This window comes from Sphingopyxis sp. UBA6723 (assembly GCF_002454115.1).
In the GTDB taxonomy this organism is placed as follows: Bacteria; Pseudomonadota; Alphaproteobacteria; order Sphingomonadales; family Sphingomonadaceae; genus Sphingopyxis.
Genome location: NZ_DKIH01000006.1, coordinates 310,707 through 330,961 on the forward strand (window position 1 = coordinate 310,707; position 20,255 = coordinate 330,961).

The 20,255-nt window shown below is 64.0% G+C and carries 18 protein-coding genes; 9 read left to right on the top strand and 9 right to left on the bottom strand.

From position 1 onward, the window contains the following. Positions 1-183 precede the first annotated feature (183 nt). From B4F07_RS05090 to B4F07_RS05105, 4 genes are read left to right on the top strand one after another with little or no spacing between them, the layout of a single operon-like run. Complete coding sequence (locus tag B4F07_RS05090; RefSeq protein WP_293702605.1) at positions 184-1,302, top strand: metallophosphoesterase family protein; 1,119 nt, start codon at positions 184-186, stop codon at positions 1,300-1,302. Continuing rightward, positions 1,302-3,935: an AAA family ATPase gene (locus B4F07_RS05095; protein WP_293702607.1), complete on the top strand. Its 2,634-nt coding sequence runs from the start codon at positions 1,302-1,304 to the stop codon at positions 3,933-3,935. The genes B4F07_RS05090 and B4F07_RS05095 overlap by 1 nt, the downstream gene beginning before the upstream one ends. A 43-nt stretch (positions 3,936-3,978) precedes the next feature. Continuing rightward, on the top strand, positions 3,979-5,028 hold the full coding sequence (locus tag B4F07_RS05100) for an SIR2 family protein (protein ID WP_293702610.1): 1,050 nt from the start codon (positions 3,979-3,981) through the stop codon (positions 5,026-5,028). Then, positions 5,025-6,767: an ATP-binding protein gene (locus tag B4F07_RS05105; protein WP_293645124.1), complete on the top strand. Its 1,743-nt coding sequence runs from the start codon at positions 5,025-5,027 to the stop codon at positions 6,765-6,767. The genes B4F07_RS05100 and B4F07_RS05105 overlap by 4 nt, the downstream gene beginning before the upstream one ends. An 86-nt stretch (positions 6,768-6,853) precedes the next feature. On the opposite strand, the gene B4F07_RS05110 is transcribed toward B4F07_RS05105, so the two are convergent. The 3 genes from B4F07_RS05110 to B4F07_RS05120 all read right to left on the bottom strand — a co-directional run bounded on the left by B4F07_RS05110 (position 6,854) and on the right by B4F07_RS05120 (position 10,714). Then, the gene (locus B4F07_RS05110; protein WP_293704569.1) at positions 6,854-8,176 is read right to left on the bottom strand and encodes a hypothetical protein; all 1,323 of its coding nucleotides are present in this window, start codon (positions 8,174-8,176) and stop codon (positions 6,854-6,856) included. 435 nt (positions 8,177-8,611) lie between these two features. After that, positions 8,612-9,805, bottom strand: a complete 1,194-nt coding sequence (locus tag B4F07_RS05115; RefSeq protein ID WP_293702615.1) for an IS91 family transposase — start codon at positions 9,803-9,805, stop codon at positions 8,612-8,614. A gap of 3 nt (positions 9,806-9,808) precedes the next feature. Beyond that, entirely contained in the window at positions 9,809-10,714 is a 906-nt protein-coding gene (locus B4F07_RS05120; protein WP_293702618.1) for a tyrosine-type recombinase/integrase, read from the bottom strand. A gap of 227 nt (positions 10,715-10,941) precedes the next feature. Between B4F07_RS05120 and B4F07_RS05125 the strand changes: the two genes are divergently transcribed. Then, a complete protein-coding gene (locus tag B4F07_RS05125) occupies positions 10,942-11,166 on the top strand; it encodes an EexN family lipoprotein (RefSeq protein ID WP_293702621.1) in 225 nt (74 codons plus the stop codon). A 1-nt stretch (position 11,167) separates the two neighbouring features. Here B4F07_RS05125 and B4F07_RS05130 read toward each other — a convergent pair whose 3' ends face one another. The 6 genes from B4F07_RS05130 to B4F07_RS05155 all read right to left on the bottom strand — a co-directional run bounded on the left by B4F07_RS05130 (position 11,168) and on the right by B4F07_RS05155 (position 18,335). Continuing rightward, a complete protein-coding gene (locus B4F07_RS05130) occupies positions 11,168-12,091 on the bottom strand; it encodes a nucleotidyltransferase and HEPN domain-containing protein (RefSeq protein WP_293702624.1) in 924 nt (307 codons plus the stop codon). 65 nt (positions 12,092-12,156) lie between these two features. Further along, positions 12,157-13,098 (bottom strand): DUF2493 domain-containing protein, encoded by a 942-nt coding sequence (locus B4F07_RS05135; protein ID WP_293702627.1) that lies wholly within the window; start codon positions 13,096-13,098, stop codon positions 12,157-12,159. Positions 13,099-13,419: 321 nt separating this feature from the next. Continuing rightward, on the bottom strand, positions 13,420-14,457 hold the full coding sequence (locus B4F07_RS05140) for a DUF7146 domain-containing protein (RefSeq protein WP_293702629.1): 1,038 nt from the start codon (positions 14,455-14,457) through the stop codon (positions 13,420-13,422). Between the two features lie 206 nt (positions 14,458-14,663). Continuing rightward, on the bottom strand, positions 14,664-16,832 hold the full coding sequence (locus tag B4F07_RS05145) for a ParB/RepB/Spo0J family partition protein (RefSeq protein WP_293702631.1): 2,169 nt from the start codon (positions 16,830-16,832) through the stop codon (positions 14,664-14,666). Between the two features lie 124 nt (positions 16,833-16,956). Continuing rightward, positions 16,957-17,358 carry a DUF2958 domain-containing protein gene (locus B4F07_RS05150; protein WP_293702634.1) on the bottom strand — a complete coding sequence of 134 codons (402 nt, stop codon included), beginning with the start codon at positions 17,356-17,358 and terminating at the stop codon, positions 16,957-16,959. Then, entirely contained in the window at positions 17,355-18,335 is a 981-nt protein-coding gene (locus tag B4F07_RS05155; RefSeq protein ID WP_293702637.1) for an ArdC family protein, read from the bottom strand. Before B4F07_RS05155 ends, B4F07_RS05150 begins: the two co-directional genes overlap by 4 nt. 186 nt (positions 18,336-18,521) lie before the next feature. Between B4F07_RS05155 and B4F07_RS05160 the strand changes: the two genes are divergently transcribed. The 4 genes from B4F07_RS05160 to B4F07_RS05175 are packed head-to-tail and all read left to right on the top strand — an operon-like array spanning position 18,522 to position 20,244. Further along, the gene (locus tag B4F07_RS05160) at positions 18,522-18,713 is read left to right on the top strand and encodes a DUF6771 family protein (RefSeq protein WP_293702639.1); all 192 of its coding nucleotides are present in this window, start codon (positions 18,522-18,524) and stop codon (positions 18,711-18,713) included. A 1-nt stretch (position 18,714) separates the two neighbouring features. Continuing rightward, positions 18,715-19,044 carry a hypothetical protein gene (locus B4F07_RS05165; RefSeq protein WP_037556209.1) on the top strand — a complete coding sequence of 110 codons (330 nt, stop codon included), beginning with the start codon at positions 18,715-18,717 and terminating at the stop codon, positions 19,042-19,044. Positions 19,045-19,055: 11 nt separating this feature from the next. Continuing rightward, the gene (locus B4F07_RS05170; RefSeq protein ID WP_293702660.1) at positions 19,056-19,568 is read left to right on the top strand and encodes a hypothetical protein; all 513 of its coding nucleotides are present in this window, start codon (positions 19,056-19,058) and stop codon (positions 19,566-19,568) included. A 28-nt stretch (positions 19,569-19,596) separates the two neighbouring features. Then, complete coding sequence (locus tag B4F07_RS05175; protein WP_293702663.1) at positions 19,597-20,244, top strand: SOS response-associated peptidase; 648 nt, start codon at positions 19,597-19,599, stop codon at positions 20,242-20,244. The last annotated feature ends 11 nt before the right edge of the window (positions 20,245-20,255 follow it).

Here is a 20,255-nt window from a genome sequence, read left to right on the forward strand (position 1 = left end):
GGATTTCGTATGTCCGGCGCGCAATTTGATCAGTTGCAAATTCCTACGGTCTGCTTAGCAAAAGGTCGAGTAGCTGCTGTTCAATAATGGTTCGAAATGGACTAACCGGCCAATCCCCACATTGATTTCTACTCTCGAATTTGCCGCACGGAACGTTATGTACGATTTGGGCGAGGGGAAATAATGCGGTTCATACACACATCGGATTGGCAACTTGGAAAGCCCTTCGGGCGCGCGCCCGAAGAAGCGCGCGCCGCGCTGCTCGAGGCGCGGCTTGATGTCATTGACACCCTCGCGGCTTGCGCACGCCAGAATGGCGCCGCTACCATTCTCGTGGCTGGCGATGTTTTCGACAGCCCCGAGCCCGGCGACCGAATCTATCGCCAGGCGCTCACCCGCATGACGCAGGCCTCCGATATTCGGTGGATCTTGCTCCCAGGCAATCACGATCCGGCGCGCACGGGCGGCCTGTGGAGCCGGCTCGTCGGCGAAGCGCCGCCGTCGGTCGATGTCTGCCTCGAACCCGAGCCGCTCGACCTCGGCGATGGCCTCTGGATCCTCCCCGCCCCGCTCCAGTTCAAGCGCAGCCTAGACGATCCGACCGCCTGGTTCGATCAGGCCGAAACGCCAGTAGGCGTCAAGCGCGTCGGGCTCGCACATGGGTCGATCCGCGATTTCGGGTCGGCGGGCGCAACGCCCAACCCGATCGCTCCCGACCGCGCGGCACGCGCAGGTCTTTCCTATCTTGCGCTCGGCGACTGGCATGGGCGGATCGCCGTCGACTCCCTTACTCACTATAGCGGCACCCCCGAGCCCGACGATTTTGGGCGCGAGCTGAGCGGCGTCGCGCTCAGCGTTGACCTTTCGGGCGAACGGGCAGCAGTTTCCGACATCGAGACAGGACGCTATCATTGGGCCGCAGAGACTTGGTCGCTCGCCGCCATCGACGATCTCGACCCGCTGATCGCCGCGCTCGCGCCCGGCGTTGAGCGCCGCCACCTTGTCGCGCGATTGAAGCTGTCGGGGATGCTGACGCTCGCCGAGCGTGTTGCGCTTCGCGACCGCCTCGAAGGCGAACTCGCACACGAGGTGCGCTGGCTCGACCTCAATCTTGCCGATCTGTTTGCGCGCCCGACCGATGCCGATCTCGCCGAAATCGATGCCAACGGCGTACTCCGTGCCGCGGCCGAGACGCTGAAGGCGGCTGCGGCCGACGGCGGCGCCGAAGGCAGGGTGGCCGCCGCTGCCCTCGAGCGGCTCTATGTCGAGCAGAAGCGCGCCGAGCGCCAGGACGCACGCTGATGCGGATTCACGAACTCACGATCGAAAATTTTCGCAAATTTCGCCAGCCGCTGCGGCTCGCCGGTTTCGAACCCGGCCTCAACCTGCTCTGCGACCAGAATGAAGCAGGCAAGTCGACGATTCTCGAAGCGTTGCGCGCCGTCCTCTTTGAACGTCATGGCTCACGGAGCGACCGCATCCGCTCCTTTCGCCCGCACGGTGATGAGGTCGCGCCCACCGTCGAGCTCGATTTCGAGATCGACGGCACGAGATGGCGCCTCCGCAAACGCTTCCTCCAGTCCGCTTCGGTCGAGCTTGAGAGCGCAGCGGGACGGGCAACCGGCGACGAGGCCGAGGAGCGCCTCCAAGAGCTTCTGGGATTTTCGCGAGCGGGCAATCGCGGTGCCGACGACGACAGCCGCGGTGCGCTCGGGCTTCTGTGGGTCGAGCAGGGTCAGTCGTTCATCATCGGATCGCCGGGGGTTAGTGCCCGCCGCACCCTCGAGGATGTGCTGGCCGGCGAAGTTGGTCTCGTGACCGGCGGACAGCGGACGCAAGCGATCCTGCAAAATGTCGAGCGGTCGCTCGCCGAGCTTCGCACCGCTACGGGTCGTCCAGCGCGGCGTCTCTCCGCCGCACAGGACGCTGCTGCTGCAGCGGCCGAAGACGTGCGGCTCGCGCAAGCCGAGCTCGACCAGTTCGATACGACTCTCGATCGTCTCGACGCCAAGCGGAACGAACAACGGCGCCTGCTCGATGAACTCGACGATCCCGCCGAGCTCGAGAAGATTCGCAAGCTCGATACCGACATCGACAGCGCCAAGACTGCAGCACAGAGCCTGAAGACTGCGGAGGCGCTTCTGCGCGAGGCCGCAGGCGAGCGCGAGCGCCTCGAAACGCACCAGACTAAGCGCCGCGACCTTGCCGAAGCGCTGGTTCGCGCCGAAACCGCCGCCGAAGGCGCTCGCGTCGCCGCCAAAGAACATGACGATGTGCTAGCGGCGGCCCGCACCGCCGAAAGCGACGCCGTCACCGCGCTCGACGATGCCCGTGCGGCGCTTCGCACCGCCGAGGACGCGCGACAGACGGCGCAGCGAGCGCGCGGTGCCCGCGTACGCAACCGCGCGCTTGCCGCTGCCTTTGAACGGCTCGATGCGGCCGAGGCGATTGCATCCGACCAAAGCGCGTCGGCCGAAGAGCTCGCTGGCACCGCGATGACACCCGAAGCGAGCCGCGAGCTCCAGGACCTTGAGCAGACGGTTGCCGAAACGAGAGCCGCGGCTGCCGCAGGCGCCGCAACGCTCGAAATCGCCCTGCTGGCCGCCGCGCCGCCCGCAAGACTCAACGGCGAGGCGGTAGCTTGGGATATCCGCACGCTTGTCACCGAAGCGCAGACGCTCGAAATCGATGGCTTCGGAACGGTGGCGATCACGCCTCCTGCGTCAGGCGAGCCGGCACAGGCACGGCACCGCGCGGCCGAGCAGGATCTCACGGCATTCTTGGCGAAGGTCGGCTTCGAAGACGCCGCCTCGGCGCGCGAAGCTGCACGCACGCGCGTAGACTTGGCGCAGCGTGTCGCGCGCCTCACCGCGGAACTCCAGGCCGCCTGTCCAGCGGACGACGCGCTTGACATCGCTGCGGGCCTCGACGCGCTTCGCGGCGCCTTGGCCGAAGAGGAGCGTCCCTCAGCGGCGAACGCGGCAGAAAGCGAAGACGAGGGCGCGCTCGACGAAGAATGGAATAAGGCTCGAACCGAAGAGCGCACCACCGAAGGACGCCGCACTGCCGCGCTCGAAGCGCTTCACGTCGCGAATATCGCCGGCGTCAAATGCGCGGCGGCAATCGAACAGACCGCCGCCGAGGTCGCGCGCTTCGAAACGGAGCTCCAGGCTGCGATCGGCGATCAGGACGATGCCGCGCTTGAGGACGCACTCGTCGAGGCGCGCGCCGGCGAAGCGCGCACGACCGTCGCTCGCGACGAAGCCCGCCGCGCGGTGGAAGGGCTCGATGAAACTCAGCTTACACAGCGCCGCGAAAACCTTCGGCGCCGACGCGTTCGGCTCGCCGACGACCGGGTCGACCTTGCCAGCGATATTTCGCAGCTTGCCGAGCGCGCCAAGACCTTGGGCGGCGTCGGCCCGGCGAGCCGCCTTGCGGCCGCCACCGAGCTGTCCGATGCCGCAGCCGCGGCGCAAGCCAAACTCGAAGAGGAAGCCGCGATGCTGTCACTCCTCGCGCGGACTATCGCCGAGGCACAGACTGAAGCCTCGCGGCAATTCCTGGCCCCCGTCACGCAGCGCGTTGCGCCCTATATCGGCCGCTTGCTGCCCGGCGCGAGCATTTCCTTTTCCGAAGATCTTCGTCCAACGCTCCTGACCCGCGGCGGGCGCGAGGAGGACACAAGCGATCTCAGCAAGGGGACGCAGGAGCAGCTCGCGGTCCTCACCCGCATCGCGTTTGCGGACCTTCTGATCGAGAAGGGCAAACCCGCTTCGCTTCTCCTCGACGATGCGCTCGTCTTTGCCGACGACGACCGGTTCGACGCGATGCTCGACATATTGACCGAGGCGTCGCGGCGGATGCAAGTGATCGTACTGAGCTGCCGCACGAGCGCCTATCGCGGGATAGATGCGACGCGGATCGCGATCGCATGACGTCCCTGTCCCGCCGCGCCTAACCCCACCGAGAGGATCTGTAATGTCGACCAAGAGCGCGGCCGAGAACGCGCAGGAATTTGCCCAGTCGGCGATCAGCGCAGCACCGGTGATCATTCTGGGCAGCGGCGCGTCGGCGGCGCATGGCATTCCTGGCATGGGGCCGCTTGCCGATCATCTCTCGACTGCGGCGATCAATCCCGACTGGAACGTCGACGAGCAGGCCGAATGGCAAAAGTTCCTCGTGCACCTTAAAGCCGGGATCGATCTGGAAAGCGCGATGCAGGACATTCGTCCGACGGTGCGCCAGACGCATCTCATCGTCACCATGACGCGCGACTTTCTGCTGCCCTACGATCTTACTGTGCTGGAAGAGCTGCTGCTCGATCGGCGCGCTTTGCCGCTCTCGCGGCTCTTCCGGCATCTGTTCGACAGTACGCATATGACGATCGACGTCGTGACGCCCAATTACGACCGGGTCGCCGAATATGCCGCAGATGCCGCAGATATCGCCTGTTTTACGGGCTTTAATTACGGCTATTTGCAAACGCGCGCGCGCAACGCGAAAACGCGTGTGTCGGTCGACGGGCGCGCGGTGCGTACCGTCGCGATCTGGAAAGTCCATGGCTCTCTCGACTGGTTCCAGGATTCAGCGCAGCAAATTTTCGGGGTGCGGAGCGCGCTCAAGATACCCGCTGCGCTCACGCCGCTGATGATCACACCCGGCATCGAGAAATATCGCCTCACGCATGGCGAGCCCTTCACCACGGTCCTCGCCTGCGCCAATGCCGCGGTAGAGAAAGCCCGCGCCTACTTCTGCGTTGGTTACGGGTTCAACGACGAACATCTGCAAGCAAAGCTTCAGGCCCGCTGCGACTGGGATTCGGTTCCGCTGGTCCTGATCACGAAGGAGCTGACGCCGACGGCGCGGACGATCCTCAAAAGCGGTCAATGCCGACGCTATTTGGCGATCGAAGACGGGCCGGCGGGCGCCCGCGCCTATATGCATGACGTTCCCGACGGTTTCGATCTCGACAAGCCGCTGTGGCAGCTCGATCCATTTCTCGACCATATGACAGGGGCACGTGCATGAGCATTTTGGACTTCGCCGACGAAGACGCTTTGGGCTGCGTCCAGTCGGTCGACACCACAACCGTGATCGTGCGCGTCGACGATGTCGAACGGCTCCGCGCGCTTCAGGTCAATCGGCTCGTCGCGCTTCGAAGCAGCCTCGCGGGGCACAAGCTGATCGGCGTTATTCACAAGATTACGCGGACGGCGATCGAGGAATCGAAGCGCGCGGATGTCGAACAGGGCGAAGAAGCGCATCCCGAGCTCAATCTGGTTCGCATCACGCTGATCGGAACCCTCCTCGACAAGGATGGCGCACGCAGCAATGTGTTCCGCCGCACGCTTGAGACGGTCCCCGAGATCGACGCGCATTGCTTCGCGATGGAAGGCGAGCATCTCACGCGCTTCATGGGGGTGATTTCCGAAGTGACCGGCGGGGCGCAGCGCCTGTCGCTTGGAACTTATACGCTCGATCCCAATGCCGAGGCTTATATCAACGGCAACCGCCTGTTTCAGCGCCACGCGCTCGTCGTTGGCAGCACCGGCTCAGGGAAGTCCTGGACCACCGCGCGCCTTCTCGAACAGGTAGCCGAGCTCGACAGCGCGAACGCCATCGTTTTCGACATGCACGGCGAATATGCCTCCATGCAGGGCGACGGATTCGTCCATCTCCGCGTTGCCGGGCCGGGCGACATCGACGCCAGGAAGACGCTGGCCGACGGTGTGCTCCACCTTCCTTATTGGCTGATGAGCTACGAGGCGCTCGTTTCGATGTTTGTCGATCGCAGCGACCAGAATGCGCCCAACCAGGCAATGGTGATGTCACGCGCGATCATCGATGCTAAAACGCGCTTCCTGACAGCCGGAAATCACAACGAAATCCTTGCTAATTTTACGATCGACAGCCCTGTCCCCTTCGCGATTTCAGATGTATTGACCGAGCTCGACCGGCTAAACAGCGAGATGGTCGAAGGCGCGCGCGCGGGGACTGAGAAGCAGGGCGAGTTTCACAGTAAGCTCAGCCGTCTGATCCAAAGGCTATCTGGAAAGCAGACCGATCGCCGTCTTGGCTTCTTGTATCCGGCGGCGGGCGTCGCCGACGACTATGCCTGGCTCGACCAAGCGGTGACGCTCCTTCTCGGCGGACGTTCGGCGAAGGGCGGCCGCGGCGGCGTGAAGATCATCGACTTTTCGGAAGTGCCCTCGGACATTCTGCCGTTGATCGTCGGCATGGTCGCCCGGCTAGCCTTCCTTGTGCAGCAATGGAGCGCACAGGGTACCCGACATCCGGTCGCTCTTTTCTGCGACGAGGCCCATCTCTATATCCCGCAGGACGCGAACTCGGGCGCCGCCGAAAATGCGATAGCGACTTTTGAGCGCATCGCTAAGGAAGGCCGCAAATATGGCGTGGGACTCGTGGTGATCAGCCAGCGCCCTGCCGAGGTAAATCGCACCGTGGTCAGCCAGTGCAACAATCTCATCGCGATGCGCCTTACCAACGGCGACGACCAGAATGTCGTCCGGCGTCTGCTGCCCGACAGTCTCGGAGGCTTCGGCGACCTGCTCCCGATCCTCGATACTGGCGAGGCGCTTGTTGTCGGCGACGCCATCCTGCTGCCGACGCGCATCCGGATCGCAAAACCCGTCAACGAGCCGCTCAGCGGAACGATCGACTTCTGGGATCGCTGGGCCGACGGTTCGGCTGCGGCTGCGCTCGAAAAAGCTGTCGAGAGCTGGCGGCGCCAGACCTTGATAAAATAGCTTCTAGCCCGGAGATATGTCGGTTCCCGTATGAGACTACGGTTGCCGCCGCGGTCAGATATCCAAGTTGGCCCTAATGGTCCAGTTTAGGATTGGAGCCACTTGTCATAGACGGATTTTGAACTGGTTGGGATACTGCTTGGCTGGAGTGAATGGACGATTTCCCTGAACTTTGTCTTGCAGCGGTGATGCGAGGCAACACGCCCTGCCAACACCGTATGAGCCGAGACCACTTCGAACATCATTTGTATCTCGCGCGGCGAGAACCCCTTTATCATCTGCATATAGTAGAAGTCGGCTGAATTGGCCGTTCCATAGGGGTTGCCCACCGAACAGGTGACGACGGTCTCAACGAACTCGCGACGGACCGTCTCCGGGACTTGATGACCCTCAGAGAGTTTGGCGACGCGCTCCGCAAAAGGCGCCTCATTGTAGAAATTATTGATGCCCTGGTGGATCGTCATCAGGTTCTTGCAAGCTGTCGAGATCAGGGCGTGCCGCTCCGTTTCCGACAAAAGCCCGATGATCTTGAGGTTCTCGAAGAAGGCCTGTGAAGCCTTGAAGCGTTCTTGCTCACCCTTTGCCTGATATTTTTGGTGCTGATTGATGAGCAGCGAGATCGAACTGGGCGAAAAGGTTGTAGAAAAATGGCTACAGACGGTGATTGCCGTTACCCTAGAATGTTCCTCCTTGGTCGGATCGCAATAGATGCCGTGGAGCATCCCGAAAATTGCGTCGCGCTGTGCGTTGAAGGTCTGCGTGATGCGCTGACACCAAATCTGCATCTGCTCCTGAGAGAAGCCGGCGGCGTTGAGCGCGGTCATGAATTCCTTGATGTCCACGCCTGCAGTGTTTTGTTCGTCGCTAAGAGCGTGTCGACTGCACCGGTTCAGGAAGCTGATGAACTCATATTCATCGATATTCCCGATAACTGGATGAGCAGCAGAAAAATTATTTCTGATGTCCCGGCATTGATCGAGCATGAAGTAACCGGTTTCGGAGATAAGGTTCAGTTTCAGGCACAGATTCAGCATTTCCGAATCTTGCATATCGAGCAACTTCTTCTCGTCGAAGTCCTTATCTATGATCTGCGGTATTATATGGATACCGAAGCGTCTAACTTTATCACGAAGCTCAACGACCGCTGCGTTCCACGCGTAGTTTATGGCGGAATCAAAAAGGCCGGTGGCGACTGCCACGCACATCCGCATCACACCCTCAGTCCTCAGATGTGGAGGAATGTTGCTCAGCAACTGGGGAAGGTTCTGCCAAGCGTTCTGGATCTGACTGTCCGATGCCAGCACCGAGCGATCTATGCCCAAGGCTGACGTTAGAGCCATCAACATGGGAGCCGAAAAAGTGGAGACTGTGGGAAGCTGCACGGGACTTAAGACAAGTTGGTTTGCCACAAGGTATCTCCAGCGACTAATTAGGCATTGAGGCCGTCTCCTATCACCGCTTTTCTGGAAGCGACAGGTAGTAGCCAGTGGCCTGCGCGAACGGCCGGTTTCGGGAAGCAGTCTCGCGGCTAGCTACGACCTAGATGGTGAAGGGTTTCGGGCGCTTCAGCGTACAAAAGCCTCTCATGCAGGAACCCGCGTGGGCTCTGGGACTGAGCTATGGGGATTTGTGCTTTGGCCTGGTCGGGATGCCGCCGCGCACAGTTGAAAGACGGCCGAGGCGGCATCCCGAGACGCGACCTCGACCATAATAATCGAGGTCCGGAACGTCGATCTGTCGTCGTTCAGCGGACGTGTGGCACCGCGCTGAGGCGATCGGCGCAAGGCGACCCGTTGGCCAGCGCCGGCATCGCGCGGTCATTCTTGCGGATAAGCCATGCCGGTTCATGACGCGATCGTCCGGATCGGAACGGCGGCACTCGGCGGGGCGCGAGGTTGGCGCCATCGGACAAACACCTCGATGACGGTCATCTTGCCGCCGCAGCATGGGCATAGCGGCGTTGGATCGACCGGTTCGTCGATAGGCGCATCCCCGGCATCCGGCATGACATCGAGCAGTTCGCGGGCGAGCGCGAGACTGGCCCTCCGGGTGGAACCGGCAAGCAGGCCATAGTGCCGGATGCGGTGAAAGCCGCGCGGCAGAACGTGGAGCAGGAAGCGGCGGATGAACTCGTCAGCGCTGAGTGTCATGACGCGTTGGCGGTCGGCGCCGTCGCGGCGGTAGTCCTTATAGCGCATTGTCACGCCGGCATCGCCGAACGCGAGCAGGCGCCGGTTCGAGATCGCGACCCGGTGGGTGTAGCGCGACAGATAGGCGAGCACGGCCTCGGGCCCGGCGAACGGGGGCTTGGCATAGACGACCCAGTTCTTCTTCCGGGCCGGCGACAGGTGGCGAAGGAATGTCCGTCGTTCGGCGAGCGGAACCATCGTCCCAAAAAAGCTGAGACGCCGGGCATCGTACAGCGCCAGCAGCTGGGTCAGGAACAGGCGACGGAACAGCCGTCCGAGTACGCGCACCGGCAGTAGGAACGCAGGCCGAGACGATATCCAGCGCTTCCCACCGGGGGCGACGCCGCCGCCGGGCACGATCATGTGCACATGCGGATGGTGCGTCATCGCGGATCCCCATGTGTGGAGCACAGCGGTGATGCCGATCCGGGCGCCGAGGTGCTTGGGATCGGCAGCGATGGTCAGCATCGCCGCCGATGCCGCCCGGAACAGGAGATCATAGACCACTGCCTTATTGTAGAACGCGATGTCGGCGACCTCGGCGGGCAGCGTGAAGACGACGTGGAAATAGCCGACCGGGAGAAGGTCGGCCTCGCGGGCTTCAAGCCATGCGCGCGCCGCAGCGCCCTGGCACTTGGGGCAGTGACGGTTACGGCAACTGTTATAGGCGATGCGCCAGTGGCCGCAGTCCTCGCAGGCCTCGATATGGCCGCCGAGCGCCGCGGTCCGGCATTGCTCGATCGCCGACATGACCTTGAGCTGCTGGAGGCTGAGGTGCCCGGCATGGGCGGCCCGATAGGCGGGACCAGCGCTGCGGAAAATATCGGCGACCTCGAGCGAGGTCTGCACGGCTCAGCCGGGCGGCGCCTTGTCTGCCATCAAGGCGGTCAACCGCTCGAGCGGGCCGGCGACGGCATGGATCGTTCGCGTCGATACCTTGGTGTAGAGCGCGGTCGTCTCGAGCTTGCTGTGGCCAAGCAGCACCTGGATCACGCGGATATCAACATCCTGCTCGAGCAGGTGGGTCGCAAAGCTGTGGCGCAATGTGTGCGGACTGACGCGCTTGCGGATGCCGGCGACCTCGGCGGCTTCCTGGACCGCGCGGTGTAGCTGCCGCGTCGAGACCGGATCGGTATAGCTGCGCCCCGGAAACAGCCAGCCATGGGGAAGCATGACGTTGCGACGCTTGCCCTCGCGCCACCACATCCTGAGCAGCTCCAGCAGCTGCGGCGAGAGCATCGCATTGCGGTCCTTGCGTCCCTTGCCCTGCTCGACGCGGATCAGCATCCTGGTGCTGTCGATATCATCGACCTTGAGGTGCGCTACCTCTGACACGCGCAGACCGGCGCCGTAAGCGACGCCGAGCGCCGCCTTGTACTTGATCCCCGGCGCTGCCTCGAGCAGCTGCGCCGCTTCCTCGACGCTGAGCACCTCGGGCAGCTTGCGCCGATAGCGGATAATCACCAGCGAGCGCGCCAGATCCCGCCGCCCGAGGGTCGCAGCGAACAGGAAGCGCAACGCCGAAACGGCCCCGTTGATAGTCGAAGGGCTGACGCCCTGCTCGTGCTGGTGCACCTGAAAGCGCCGAATATCCTCCGCCGTTGCCGTATCGGGCGGGCGTTCAAGGAATGCGGCGAAGCGTCGGACGTGGCGGATATAATCCTGCTGGGTGTGCCGACCCAGCCCGCGCATCATCATATCGTGCTGCATGCGCTGGCGAAGCGGGGTGATCGGGGCGTCGGTCGTAACAATAGTCATGGCAGGCTCCTCTTCGTTGAAGGAGCTCCATGATCTGCCCACTGTCGGCCTAGCTCAACGTCCCTGCGTCCCCTGCCACCTCAGTCCAAGGCGCCCATCCCGCGAAGCGGGTTAGTGCATGAGGCGCAAAGCCGACGGCGCAATCGACTCTCAATTCGGGTGCAATTGCGCTTTCGACCAAGGAAGATCTCGATATCTTTGCCTCCTCATCAAACATGGAGGATCCTTTGAAACCGCCCGTCATTCTGCTCCTCGCCGTTTGCCTTTCGGCCTGCGGTCAAAGCGAACCACGAAGCGTTCAATATTTCGAGGCGAACCCCGACGCTGCTCGTGAGGTCGCCGCCAATTGCAGGGACGGATCAATCCGCGGCGACGAATGCAGAAATGCAGATATCGCCTTGGAGGTCATCGAAGGTCGGGAGCGTTTCGCGCGTTTCCGAGGCAAAAAATGATTTAGGCGCCGACGCGAGCTTCCAACTCGACGATGCGCTCGGAGCAGATGGCATGGACGGCCCGGCCGAGTTTCTCGACACATCCGGCCAGCCAGAGGAGCTCCTCCTCACTGATGCGATAATGCTTCGAATAGCGGGCCTTCACATAGGCCTCCTTGAGTTTCTCGAAGCGCGATCGATCCGCTTTTACTTCGCGCGGCCAAGCATCGACCAAACGCATATCGAGGCGCTCGGCTTGCGTCCGCAGAAAGCCCAGGTTGTGAACGTGCGGCGTGTAGAACGTGCAGACCAGAAGCGCGCAGTGGTATAGCGTTTCAGTGGTCTGATGCAGGAGAAATGCGGCTTCCTTTGTAAATGATTGCTCGATCGCATCACTCGACAGCTTGGACTTTCGCAGGGCCGCCGGAAACCATTCGTCAAAATATTCCCGCGCCATCGCCAGCGCCTGCTCAGGCGTCTTCGGCTTCGGCTTGTGCAACTCCTTGTCGTCAAACTCGTAGAGCGCGATCCCGTCGCGCGCGACGTCCATGAAGAAATAGCGCCCGTGCGCGAGCCCGTCATTCACCTCCTGCAGCGTGTGAACGATGAAGTTGACCGGCGTGTGCAACGTCTTGTCGATCGCAAGCTCACGGGTCAGCCGATCGTCGAGCTTCGACCAGAAATCGATCTTGTCGGTCAGCCGCTTGTCGTTGACGATGATCAGCAGATCGAAGTCCGAGCGATAGCCTTTGGCGGTGTGCGGCTCATCGACCCAGCCGCCGCGCGCATAGCTGCCGTACAAGATGATCTTGTCGATCCGGCCCTTCTTTTTCCAGCCCATGGTGCCGAGCGCGATCGCATCCTCGAATTCTTCGAAGATGATCGCTTTCACGCGCTCGAGCTCGCGCTGCTTGTTGGCCGGGAGATGATCGAGATCGGTTCGCATGACTGTTCTCACCTGTGTAATTTCGCTCGCCGGATGGCAAGCGCCGTCGGATCCAAATCGGCACCTCACGCCCCTTCCTTGATCCGAAAATCCCAGACCGGGATGCCAAACGCCCGCGCCTTGTCGACGAGATTGTCCTGGATGCCGGTCCCCGAGAAGACGATCAGCCCGGTGGGCATCGCGTCGATCAGCCGCTCGTTGCGCTTGAACGGGGCAGCCTTCTTGTCGCGGTTCCAGTCGGGCCGGAACGCGACCTGCGGCACGCTGCGGGCGTCGGCCCAGCAAGCGGCGGCACGCTCGGCCCCGGTCGGGGTCGCACCGTGCAGCAGGATCATGTCGGCATGGCGGGCATGAACCTTGTCGAGCGCCGACCAGATATGCTGGTGATCGTTGCAGGAAGGTCCACCGCTGAAGGCGATGCGCGTCCCCTCGGGGATCAGGGCTTTGGCCTTTTCGCGGAGACGCTTGTCCATGAAGTCGCGGCTGTCGATCATCGCAGCGGTCATCGTCTTGTGGCGGATGCGTGAGCCGGTGTGAGGCTGCCAGGCCTTGCGGGCATGGATGCGATATTGCTCGGCGGCACATTCACGGAAAAATTCCATCGTATCGCGCCGCTCGATCATCGTGATGCCCTCGGCGATCGTGCGCTCGAGTTCGACCGAGCGGATTTCGCTGCCATCCTGTTCGCGCTGCAGGTCGCGCTGCGCCGCCTCGTTGCGATCGAGATCGCGTTCGATCCGCGTGCCCGCGCCGTGGAAGAGATTGACGACGCCCCAGAGCAAATCCTCAAGATCGGGTTCGATCCTGGTGTCGATCAGACAGCCCGTAAGCGCATCGAAGATGTCGGCGACCGCGCCGCTGGCGAGCCGGTCGTCGGGCAGCGGGCGCCCGTCGGGTTCGTCCTCGAAGGGACGATGGCCGTAGAGCTGCATTTCCTGGAGAAGATGCGCGCTCGCGCCGGGTTCGAAGGGTTCGTCGGGATCGGGCTGTTCGGCATCATAGGTCATGGCGCTGTTCTCCGGCTGAAGGCGCGCGCCTTTCGCGGCCTTCGCGGCGACGCCTTGCGGCGCGCGGGCCGGGTCCGCACCGAAGGGGGCTTGCCCCCGCCCGGCCGGAGCGCCAGCGGAGGATGGCGGCCGAAGGCTATTTTGGATCGCGATGCAAAGGGGCGTCAGCCCCGGCGGAAAATAGCCGCCCGGCAAGCCATTGCGGTACCGGCCCCGCGTGCCGCAGTCGCCCTCCAGCGAAGGCCGAAGGCGCAGCCCTCCCGGAGACGCACGCGCCCAAACGCCGACACGCCCGCCCCCACGCCTTCCCTCCCGGCCGCCTCAACGAACGAGAAAGCGTGCTGTGTCTTCGCCCCGAAGCAGGCACCCGAGCCGGTCCGCAAATCGCGCTCGTCCCAGCGCGCCGAGATCGTCGTTGAAATCGCCTCGCTCCGGGACCAGCGGCACGACCTCGATCCCAGCATGGACGCCGCGTTCGACAAGGGTCTTCAGCGCACCCGCCCCGGCGGGATCCTTATCGCAGGCGACATAAAGGCGGCGCAGCGGCTGCGGAAAGCGGATGGCGGCAAGATGCGCCGCCGACAGCCCCGCGATCATCGGGAGGCTCGGCAGGGCCTCGCGAAGCGAAAGCATCGTCTCGATGCCTTCGCCGGCCGCCATAGTCGCGTCAGAGCGCCCGAACCGAACACCATGTCCGAGAAGGTGTCCCATGGCGCGGCGCGGACAGGCGACCGGAGCCTTGCCGCCTGCCGGATCGAGCCAGGTGCGATGGACACCGACGATATCGTCCTGATCGTCGGTGACCGCCGCGATCATGGCCGGCCATGCAGAACGGACGCCAGGCGCGTCGTCCCGTGACGCCTGGTAATAGCAGCGAGGATGATAGCGCAGCCAAGCGCCGCTCCCGGCGACGCCGATACCGCGCGCCGCGAGATAGGCTGCAACCACCGTCTCACCGACAGGCTTTGCCGCCGCCCAGAGGCGCCGCGCCGTGACAGGCGTCCCGGCCGGTGTCTTGCGGGCACGCGGCGATCGCGTGCCGAACGACGTCGGCAATGGCAGGCTCAAAAACCTTCGGGCTTCGGCGAGCGTTTCGCGCATCGCGCTATGCACGCAACTGGCGGCGATGATGTCGAGCAGGTCGCCATGCTCGCCGCTCGCCGCATCGGTCCATTTGCCGACCTGCGCGCGCGTGTCGCCTGCCGCCGACAGCAGGACATAGAGACTGCGACCCGGCGCATTGTGGATATCGCCGACGAGCCAGTAGCGGCCTTCGCGGCGACCGTTCGAAAGATAGCGGCGGCAGACGGCCTCGGCGTTTTCGGCCAAGCGGCGCACGATGTCGGAAATACTGTCCATGGGGGCTCCACGGCGACGGACGCGGCGCAAGGCCAATCGTCAAGGATCGGCCCGCCCGCGCATACGGCGCCGACAGCCCCTGCCGGCAGAGCAGCGGAGGATGCCATAAACGACGCGCCGATTTCAAGAAAATGCGGCAGCGAACGGCATGATGCCGTCCGCTGCCGCGCGAGCAAACGGGGCGACCGAAGCCGCCCCGTTCGTAGTCACTCGGCCGCAACCGGGAGTTCGTCCCAGCCGTCGTCACTATCGACACCGTCCCGTTCGCCGGTCCCGTCCGCCTCGGTGCCGTCCGTGTCGGCATCGGATGCGGCGACCTCGTTTTCGACGCCGTGGGATTCCCCGACCGACACCTCATTGGACGACACCTCTTCGACAGGCACCTCTTCGCCAGACGCCTGTTCGACCGGGGTGCGCAGCGGCTCGGGCAGCCAGTCCGATTCCTCGAGCAGCGCCTCCGCCTCACGGACCATGTCGGGTTTCTTGAGATGATCGATCATTCCGGCGAATTCCGCCCCGCGCGCTTCGGTGACGTCGGCCAAAATGCGCGCCTTGGTGACATGGCGGAAATAGCCGTCACCGGTCGCTCGCCACCCCGCCGCGATCGGGTCGAGTGCCACGATGCGCGCGAGGGCATGGCTGTGGGCCACACGACCGGCGATGTCGCTGCGCGCGGATTGACCCGCGTCGATCTGGGCGTTGAGCGACAGCGACGCACAATGGGCGAACAGGCTCGCCTGCTCGTTCGCGTCGAGCGCGATGAGCGCGTCCCACAGTTCGGCTTCGGTCTGCGGCAACCGCTCGCGCCATGCCGCATGCCGCGCATCGATTGCCCGCGCCGGCCCACTGTCGCGAAGGCCTTCCGGTGGATTGGAGAAATAGACCTCCGTGACCCGCAGTCCGAGACAGGATGCGTGGCTGAAGCGATAGAAGAGCGACAGCACGAACGCGTGAAGGACGGCGCCGAACGCCAGCTGCGGATTTTGCGCGAAGGCATCCTGCAACGCGAGCGTCCGCCAGGCGGTGAGGTCGGCGACGAGACGATCGGGCAAAGGCTTGAGCCCTTCCTCTTCGACCGGCGCGACGTCACCGCCGCGGGGTTCGGCCTCCGGAACGCCCGCATCGCCCTCGCCGTCGCCGACGGGCACCTCGCCTGCGGGATTTGCGTCGCCGCCGTCTTGTTCTTCGACCGGCTCGTCCTCAGGCCGCACGAAACCGCGATCGACACGGATCGTCCCGTCATACTCGATCGACACGAACACACCCGCGAGGCCGACTTCAGCCTCGTCGAAGATTTTCGGTCGATCAATCAGCGCACCGATCTTGGCCTCGATCGCCTCGAGTTGTGCGTGAACCTCCTCCGGCACCTCGGGCTCTTCAGACCATTTGTCCGACAGCGTCTCGGCCTCGGCTTCGAGCGCAGCGAGGCTGGCCTCTTCGTCCTCGGTCATCGCGACCTCGCTGCTTTCGAGCCAGCGCAATCCCCGCGCCGCACCGTGGGGCAAGTCGATCGTGGTCTGCACCCATTTCCAGCCTTCTTCTCCGATGCGCTGGCCGATCGCGGTGAGCTTCTCGTCGACCAAGCGGTCGAGCAGCGGCGGATTGGTAAGCCAGCCGCCGTCATCGGCCTCGAACAGGTCGCGCACGATGCTACCGCCCGCCGCGACATAGGCATCGACGCTGACGAAGCGCACGCGCTTGTCCGCCGCGCGGACGCTATTCTCGGTGAGTTTTTGACGAATGAACGCCGGCGACTTGTTCCAGCTGTGCGCAAGCAGTTCCCAGACCTGGACCTGCCGCTCATGGTCGTCCGACACCGTGAAGGCCATGAGTTGATCGAGTGACATGTCATCCGCGGCATAGAGGTCGTGCAGCGTCGGCGACACCGCGGCGAGCTTGAGGCGCTGGCGCACCACGGCGGGCGTGGTCATGAAATGCGCCGCGATCGCTTCGACTTCGTTGCCCTTGTCGACCATCGCCTGCATCGCGCGGAACTGGTCGAGCGGGTGCAGATTTTCGCGCATGGCGTTTTCCGCATAGCTGTCTTCTTCGGCAAGGATGCCCGTGGCCGACTGAATGATGCAAGGTACCGGCGCATCCTTCGCCAGCCGCTTCTGCTTCACGAGCAGTTCGAGCGCGCGGTAGCGCCGGCCGCCGGCGGGGACTTCGAACAGGCCGGTATCCGCGCCATCGTCACCGATGTGTGGCCGCACATTGAGGCTTTGCAGCAGGGTGCGGCGGGCGATGTCATCGGCAAGCTCGCCGATCGACACCCCGGCCTTCACGCGCCGGACATTGGACTGGGACAGGATCAGCCGGTCGAACGGAATGTCGCGCGACGGGCTGAGGACGATCTTCTGCTTTGCTCTGGCCATGGCCATTCTCCATGACGGGCCGCCGCGAGACACTCTCCCGGCTCTTGAAGCCCGTCACGAAGCCCCGGCTTCTCTCTTCCTCGAAGGGGGCCGCCACCGGCGGCCCCGGACAAGGCCCGCGTCGTCAGCCGCGGCCGGAAAGCCGGCGGGCCGCCGCGCGGAGGCGCTGCTCGCCAATGATGATCGAGCCCGCTGCGCGGGCGGCTTCGGCATAGACCGAGAGTGGATGCGCCGCCTCGAAATGGAGATCGCGCTCGATGCCGAGACCATAGGGGAGCCGCACCGCCTCGAGTTCGGCGGCCGAGAAGCTGCCCAGTTCCGGACAGCCGAACCCCAGATCGGCGAGGCCGAACAGGATGCCATCCGCGTCGATCTCGGTGGCAAGCCAGGTCGCGGCGCCGACGGGATTGAAGAAGCGCACCACGGGTTTCGGGTCGGGTTCGCACGCGCCGCGTTCGATCGCCGCAACCCGCGCGCGAGCGTTGGCCGCGAGGCGGGCGGTGATTTCGGGGGTGAGCAGTTTCATGCCGCGATCCCCTCGATCTGCAGTTTGTCGTTGGCGCGGCAGCGCACGGGCGACGCAAGGGCATCCGCCGCCAACTCGGACCGAAAGGCGAGGAGATAGTCGGCCGCTTTCGACGCGGCGCTGGCGGCGCGGAGGATCGCGCGATGATCCTCGCGGATGATATCGAGCCAAGAGCCGATATAATCCGCATGACGCACGCTCGGCGCGATGCCGAGCGCCGCGCAGACGAAGGCGCCCGCCATTTCGGCGATCAGTTCTTCATGGCCATAGGGCTTCGAGCCGAAGCTGCCGGTCTGATCTCGACCCAGACGGCTGTCATGGCCCGTCCAGTGGCCGAGTTCGTGGAAAGCGGTCCGGTGCCAGTTGATCGGTTCGTAAAAATCGTCCGGACGCGGCACCGCGACGAAATCATGGCGGGGGCTGTAATAGGCCGACGCCCCGCCGATCCGAAAGTCCGCCCCAGTGGCTGCGATCAGCACCTCGGCGTGCGGCAGGATCAGGCCCTCAGGGATCGGCGGCGCCGGGACATGATATTTGTCGGGAAGCCCGTCGCATTGATCGACCGAAAAGACAGTGAACTGCTTCAGGAAGGCAAAGCCACCCTTCCGCTCGCGCTTGCCATCATGGCGCGGCTCGGAGGCATCGGTTCCTGCCCGCCGTGTGTAGACGACGCCGATGCCGCGCTCGCCGCGCCGAACCGTGCCGCCGAGCGCGGCGGCCTGGCGAAACGTCAGGAAGCCGTGTCCCTGAAAACCGCGAGTCAGTACCGCGTGCCAGAGCGTCAGGATATTGATGCCGCTGTATCGCCGGTCGCTTACGACATTATAGGGAAGGCCGACCGCAGCTTGGCCCGCGTCCCACGGCTGCACCCAGGGAAGGCGCCCCGCTTCGAGTTCCGAGATGATTCGGCTGGTGATATCTTCATAGAGCGACGCGCGCGCGTCGCCGCGATGGTGGGATGTTGCCAGTTGGGGCATTTCAGGTCTCCGCGGCGGACCGGCGGCGAGCCTCTCTCGCCGCGCCCAATCCGTCCCGGTTTCCCGGCCCTCCTCTGCCTCTCGTGCGGCGGCATCACCGCCGCACGGCCGACGTGCGCTGTCGCTGCCCGACCCGACTACGCCGCGGGACTTGTCAACATGTTCTTCCTATGTTCTCATAGGGGGATGGACAATATCGATACCGCCCGAGTCGCAGAGACCATCCTTTCCGCCCCCGGCTGGGCGCGCGTTGGCATCACCGCGCCGACCAGCCATATCCGGGTCGAGGCCGCGTTCGAACTCGCGCGCGTGATCGTCGAGAGCGTGCGCGCCGGCGCGGAGCCACAAAACCCCGACCAGCTCGGGCTCTCCCTGTGACGTGGGCGGCTGGACAAAGGACGGACAGCATCGCGCCACGCATGTCTTCGAGGCCGCGGCCTGGTTTCGGGCGATCAAGCCCGTTTGCCGCTGCGGGCATAGCGCGACGTTCAATCCATATGGGATCTGGTGGCGCTTCGAGTGCAGGATGTGGGACGGCAATCTCGTCAAGGCGTGCCAAAAATTCTGGTGCGTCCGCTGCGGCGCGCGGACAGGCAAGCGCGTTCGCCCGGTGCGGATCGAACTTGTCGACCCGAGCCCCGATGACATCGCCCTGCCGATGCCCGAAGAACGCGAATGGAAGCGCGCGCTCAGCCGTTTCCGCGCCTGAGGACTGATCTTATGGATATCGAGACGGACGACGCACTGGTCGGCATCGGCAAGCTCCACCGCGTGATGGTATGGGACGGCCAGCGCGAACGCGAGAAGGAGATGCTGTGGGGGCTGCCCTCGCGCGATGCCGATATATTCCAGATCCCGCTCCTGAAGTCCGAGACCGCGATCATCGATCGGCCCTGTCTGCTGCTCGCCAATGAGTTCGGCCTCGTGAAGCGCGGTAAGACGGTCTATGCCGCAATCCTCATCAGCGACGAGCCCTTCTTCTGCATCGCGGCGGTCTGGCGGCCGGCGCACCGCCTGTGGCCCGAGAGCTTCGCGGCGCTCACCGTCCCGGCCTATGACGATTTGGCGCCGCACAAGGATCGCCACGTCGGCGTGGTCCGCCCCGAGGACTGGTTCGACTGGTTGATGGGGGCGCGGCCGCCGCTGGACATGTTGCGGCCTTTCCCCAAGAATAGCTTCAGCATCATGCCGCCGATTCAGCAGAATTTCGACGAAATGCTCGGCGCGGCCTGACCGAAACCGTCCAAGGGGAACCGCCGCCATGTGCAATCTCGTGACCCTCAAGGCTTCGGTTGCCGAAGTGGCCTCGGCCTTCGGAGCGCGGCGCCCCCTCACTAATGCTCAGCCCGGCGAGGTCTATCCGGGCGGACAGGGGTTCGTGGTGCGCGAGGACGGGGGCGCCCGCGCGCTCCAGTCGATGACCTGGGGCTTCCCGGTTCGGCTCAAGCATATGAAACCGACGAGCAAGCCGAAGCCCGTCAACAATGCCCGCGACGACAAGCTGATGACCTATTGGCGGACCTGGTTCACTAATCCCGCCCAGCGCTGTCTCATCCCGATCAGCGCCTTCGCCGAGGCCGAGGGCGCGAAGGGCAAGATGACGCGCACCTGGCTTCGCGTCGCCGATCAGCCGCTCGCGGCCTGTGCAGGATTGTGGCGCCCGACCGATGAGTGGGGCGACTGCTATACGATGGTGATGGTCGATGCGACCGAGGAGCTCTTTGATATTCACGACCGGATGCCGGTCATTCTTCACGCCGCCGATCATGATGCCTGGCTGCAAGCGCCCCCTGAGGAAGCTATGAAGCTTGTGACCCAATATCCGGCAAGCCAGCTGGAGGTCGAGCGGACCGACGTCCCGTGGTTTAGCCGCAAGCCCCCGAGCGCCGAGACCCCGACGCTCCTTTGAGAGTTTGGATC